We start from the raw sequence: 4823 nt of genomic DNA on the forward strand, positions 1-4823 counted from the left end.
ACCGCCAGACCCGCCACCGCATACACGCTGCGGTGCAACCACTGCCAGCGTTTCGCGCCCATGGCGCGGATAGCCCGGTTGAACGAGGTGCCCGCCAGCAACAGCAGAATCGCCCAGGTACTCATGCCGACCAGAATGAATGGCCGCTTGATCACGTCGGCCACGATGTCGCCCGCCTCCCAGCCCATGTCCAGCCAGGCATAAGACAACAAATGCAGACTGGCGTAAAAGAACACGAACAGCCCGAACATGCGGCGCATGCGCGCCAGCGCTGGCCAGCCCGCCAGCACCCGCAGGGGTGTCACAGCCAGCACCAGGACCAGAAAGCGCAGGCTCCAGTCGCCCAACGAGCGGATCAAAGCCTCGGCAGGATTCGCCCCCAACTGGTCGGCGAACACCGCCCACACCAGCCAGGCCAGCGGCAGGCAACACAGCACAAACAACACGGGCTTGGCGCTGGCCTTCATCAGCCAGCGGTTGGCCCGCGAAACAGCCACACGCGGCACTGGGGCTGAGCGCGCACCACCCGCCACTGCGGCCACGTCGATCGCGGGGTTCTTCATATCGGCTCCTTGCCTGCGGTCCGACTGTTCAGAAGAATTTGCGCAAATCCATACCCGCGTACAACTGCCCCACCTGCGACTCGTAACCGTTGAAGGGCAAGGTCTTGCGGCGCTTGGCAAACAGGCCGCCTTTTTCGCCGATGCGGCGCTCGGTGGCCTGACTCCAGCGCGGGTGCGGCACGTCGGGGTTGACGTTGGAATAAAAGCCGTACTCCTGGGCCGCAGCGTCGTTCCAGGCGGTGCGCGGCTGCTGGTCGGTGAAGCGGATCTTGACCAGCGATTTGCCGCTTTTGAAACCGTATTTCCAGGGCACCACCAGGCGCACCGGCGCGCCATTCTGGTTGGGCAAGACTTCGCCGTACATGCCAAAGGACAGCAGCGTGAGCGGGTGCATGGCTTCGTCCAGGCGCAAGCCCTCTGTGTAGGGCCAGTTCAAGACGCCGGCGCTCAGCCCCGGCATGACCTTGGGGTCGGCCAGCGTGACAAACTCCACAAACTTGGCGCTGCCCAGCGGCTCCACCTGGCGGATCAGTTCGGCCAGCGAGTAGCCCACCCAGGGGATCACCATGGACCAGCCTTCGACGCAGCGCAGCCGGTAGATGCGCTCCTCCATCGCAGACAGTTTGAGCAGATCGTCGATGCCGTAGGTCTTGGGGTTTTTGACCATGCCCTCGACCGACACCGTCCACGGGCGCGTCTTGAGCGGCTTGGCATACGCCGCCGGGTCCGCCTTGTCGGTGCTGAACTCGTAATAGTTGTTGTAGGTCGAGGCGTCGCTGTAGTCGGTGATGGTTTCCATGGTGACGGCACCCGGCACCTTGGATGAGCGCCCGCTCAACGCGGCGTGTTGGCCGGGGCGGGGCACCGCCGATTGCGCCAGCGCATCGCGGGCGGCCCAGCTGGCCAGCGCGGCGCCGCCCGCGCCCAGGGCCAGTCGCTGCATCAGGGCGCGCCGTCCCAGGTAGTCGGACTGCGACGTGATTTCGCTGGGAACGGGGTGCTCAAAACCGGTGTGGGTCGGGCGGATGATCATGCGGTGCTCCTGGTGTCCGGATTCGTCGTGGGAGCCCGGGCATTCTTACAAAGTTCCGCGCCACCAGCAGCAGGGGCGGCGCGAATCCGCACCGATCAGAGCGTGCCGTAGCTGTGCAAGCCCGACAAGAACATGTTCACGCCCAGGAAGGCGAAACTGACCACGGCCAGCCCCACCAGCGCCCACCACGCCGCCACGGTGCCGCGCAGGCCCTTCATCAGACGCATGTGCAGCCAGGCGGCGTAGTTCAACCAGACGATGAGCGCCCAGGTTTCTTTCGGATCCCAGCTCCAATAGCCGCCCCAGGCCTCGGCAGCCCAGAAGGCACCCAGCACGGTGGCGATGGTGAAGAAGGCAAACCCGACCGCGATGGCTTTGTACATCACGTCGTCCAGCACCTCGAAACTGGGCAAGTGCGCCGCGATGCGGCGCCGCATGGACAGGATACCGACCACGATCAGGGCCGAAATGCCGAAGTACACAAACCAGTAACCACCCGCCTGCTCGGCCTTGGACTGGCGAAACACCAGCGGCTCAAAACACAGCACCACGCCCAATATCCACAGCGGCGCCAGCTTGTACCAGCGGGTTTCCGTGGCGCTTTGTTTGATCAGATAGCCAAAGGCCAGCATCGCTGCGATGGAGAACGTGCCATACCCGATGAAGTTGGCGGGCACGTGCAGCTTCATCCACCAGCTCTGCAGTGCCGGCACCAGCGGCTGGATGGCGTGCGCTTCGCGGATCACCGTGTACCAGAGCAAAAAACCCACCGCCGCGCTGACGACCAGCATCACGAATGCGCCCATCGCGCGGGTTTTGTACTGCTCTTCAAAATAGAGGTAAAAGGCGGCCGTCATCCAGCAAAACAGCACGAACACTTCGTACAGATTGCTCACCGGAATGTGACCAATATCGGGGCCGATCTGGTGGCTTTCGTACCAACGCACCATGGTGCCCACCAGCGCCAGCGTGACCGCCACCCAGGCCAGGCGCGAGCCCAGCATTTCGAAGGTCTGGCCACCGCGCGTGAGCATGCCGATCCAATAGAACGTGGTGCTCATGAAGAACAGCATGCTCATCCACAGAATGGCCGACTGGCTGGAGATGAAGTACTTGAGCAAAAACACCCGATCGGCTCGGGTCAGGTCAACCGCTTCGCCGCCACCCGGCGCCTGGTAGAGCCAGATTGCCAGAAACGACAAAGCGGCCACCACGATCATCAAGGAACGCATGGAACGCCAGAACCAGCCCAACCAGATCAAGGCCGGCATGGCCGCGATCAGAATGCCTTTTTCATACACGTCCATGGCGGCGGCGTAACGGCCAAACGCAAACAAACCGCCGCCCAGCACCAGGGCGGCAAACAGCCAGTCCCAGACATTGCGGCGGGCGAAGAAACCGGGTTCGAGTCCGGCATTGCCACGCCCCCTTTTGAGTTCGATGGTCCGATCGGCGGTGGTCGCGCTGGTATTCATGGGTTCACTTTCAGCAACTGGGTCTTCAAGAGCTCAAACTCGCGGTCGGCGTCCATGGTCTTGCGGTTCAAAGACATGGCCATGGTGGCCACCGACCCGCCTGCGGAGGTCGGGGTGGTAGGCGCAAGCCACACCCAGAGCCGCCGCTCGCGCACATAGAGCATGGTAAACACGCCCACGATCAAAAAGAAGCAGCCCAGATAGACGATCTTCTGTCCCGGCGCACGCGCCACCTGGAACACGCTGGCCTGCACGTGCTCAAAATCCTTGAGCACAAAAGTCATGGGAGACGGGTAGAAAAAGGCATCGCTCAGGCTGAGCACCGACTGCGTCATGAAGGCTTGCGTGCTTTCGCTGCGCACCAATGGCGCGAGCCCGGCCCGTTCGCGGCTGAGCTGCAACAGCTCAAACAAGCTGCCGTTCAAGATGCGCACCAGCACTTCGCTGGCACGCTCGCGCTCGGCTTCGGGCACGTTGGCTTCCAGAAAGGCCGACACGGCCTGCACCCCGCCCTTGGACGGCAGGGCGCGCGCTGGCGCGGCGCCCGGTGCCGCCACCGCGTCGTTCACCGCCACGGGCACGTTCTCCACGCCGGCGAACAAACCCAGGGCCCGAGAAGCCGAACCCTGCAGCGCTTGCACCAACTCGGGCCGACCCCGCTCCACAGCACCCACCGCATACCGGCGCACGGCCTCGTCGCGCATAGATGCATCGGCCAGCGCGGCGCGCAGACGCACAAAACCGTCCAGGCTATCTTGGTCGTCCACCGGGATGCGCAGGTAGCGAAACGGCTCGGACGGCGTCTCGCGCAAGCCCAGCAGGAACATGCGGGCGCCGTCGATCTCCACCGGCAGCATGTAGTTGTTGTATTCCACCGCCTGCCCCGCCGCGTCGCGCAGCTTGTAGGAGATGCTGGGGCCGACGTTGCGCAAGGTCTTCACCGTCGCGGTCTTGTTGCCCGCACCCAGGCGGCTCTCGATCTCGCTGCGCAGGTCCACCTTGCGCACATCGGTGCCGGGAGCGCCGGTGTCGGCAAAGTTCTCCACGTTGATCACGCGCAGGCCGGTGAATTCCAGGGTCAGCTTGTCGTCGCCATTGCTCAAGGCGGTGCTGCCACCGATCACGCCACTCACTTCGAAGGGCTTGGACGACCCGTTGATGGGCAACGCCTGCAGCTTCACGCGCGAACCGCCGTCGTCAAAGCTGGACTGGTAGATGTTGATGCCGCGGTGACTGGCCGGGTGGTTGACTTCCACCCGCGCCGCTTTTTGTTCGCCGGTTTCGAGATCGTGGATCACGATGTCACTGGCGAATTTCTTGGGCATGCCGGTGTCGTAGTACTCGACGATGAACTTCTTGAGCTCGACCGAAAACGGCAGGTCTTGCAGCAGCACGCCTTCGGGCTGGCTCAGGATCGCGGTGCTGGCCGAGGTGCCTTCGGTCACCAACAGGTTGGCGCGGAAGGTGGGGTTGTTGGGCGAGAGCCGGTGTTCGGCCGGCACATCGGCAATCAAGCCACCACCCATGAACGGCGTCTTGCCGTTGAACAGGGTTTGCGCGCGCACGATCAAATCGCCGTCCAGCAGGCCGCCGATACAGACCAAAACAATCGCGCTGTGCGCCGCCAGATAACCGATCTTGTTGGCGGTACCGGCCTTGGCCGCCACCATCCAGCCCTCGCCCTCGGCGGTGTCGCGCGACTGCAGCTTCACTTTCCATCCCGAGGCCAGCAGGGTCTGGCCGATCCGGTGG

At 63.7% G+C, this 4823-nt stretch carries 4 protein-coding genes; all 4 read right to left on the minus strand.

What is annotated here, in order from left to right:
- The coding region (locus ABYB95_RS17030) for a sulfite oxidase heme-binding subunit YedZ (RefSeq protein WP_372659751.1) at window positions 1-467 on the minus strand (467 nt) is incomplete at its 3' end.
- Between the two features lie 124 nt (window positions 468-591).
- Complete coding sequence (msrP, locus tag ABYB95_RS17035; protein ID WP_372659748.1) at window positions 592-1596, minus strand: protein-methionine-sulfoxide reductase catalytic subunit MsrP; 1005 nt, start codon at window positions 1594-1596, stop codon at window positions 592-594.
- A 95-nt stretch (window positions 1597-1691) separates the two neighbouring features.
- Window positions 1692-3071, minus strand: coding sequence for a c-type cytochrome biogenesis protein CcsB (gene ccsB, locus ABYB95_RS17040; RefSeq protein WP_372659749.1), 1380 nt, complete (start codon window positions 3069-3071; stop codon window positions 1692-1694).
- Window positions 3068-4823 (minus strand): cytochrome c biogenesis protein ResB (locus ABYB95_RS17045; protein WP_372659750.1); only part of this gene is annotated, 1756 nt, incomplete at its 5' end. The genes ccsB and ABYB95_RS17045, both read right to left, overlap by 4 nt.

The sequence above is a fragment of the Hydrogenophaga sp. genome, from assembly GCF_041633695.1.
Taxonomy (GTDB): domain Bacteria; phylum Pseudomonadota; class Gammaproteobacteria; order Burkholderiales; family Burkholderiaceae_C; genus Hydrogenophaga.

Bases quoted from the DNA above. Each gene is read 5' to 3' on its own strand.
- msrP (WP_372659748.1), bottom strand. From the start codon at position 1,596: ATGATCATCCGCCCGACCCACACCGGTTTTGAGCACCCCGTTCCCAGC.
- ccsB (WP_372659749.1), bottom strand. From the start codon at position 3,071: ATGAATACCAGCGCGACCACCGCCGATCGGACCATCGAACTCAAAAGG.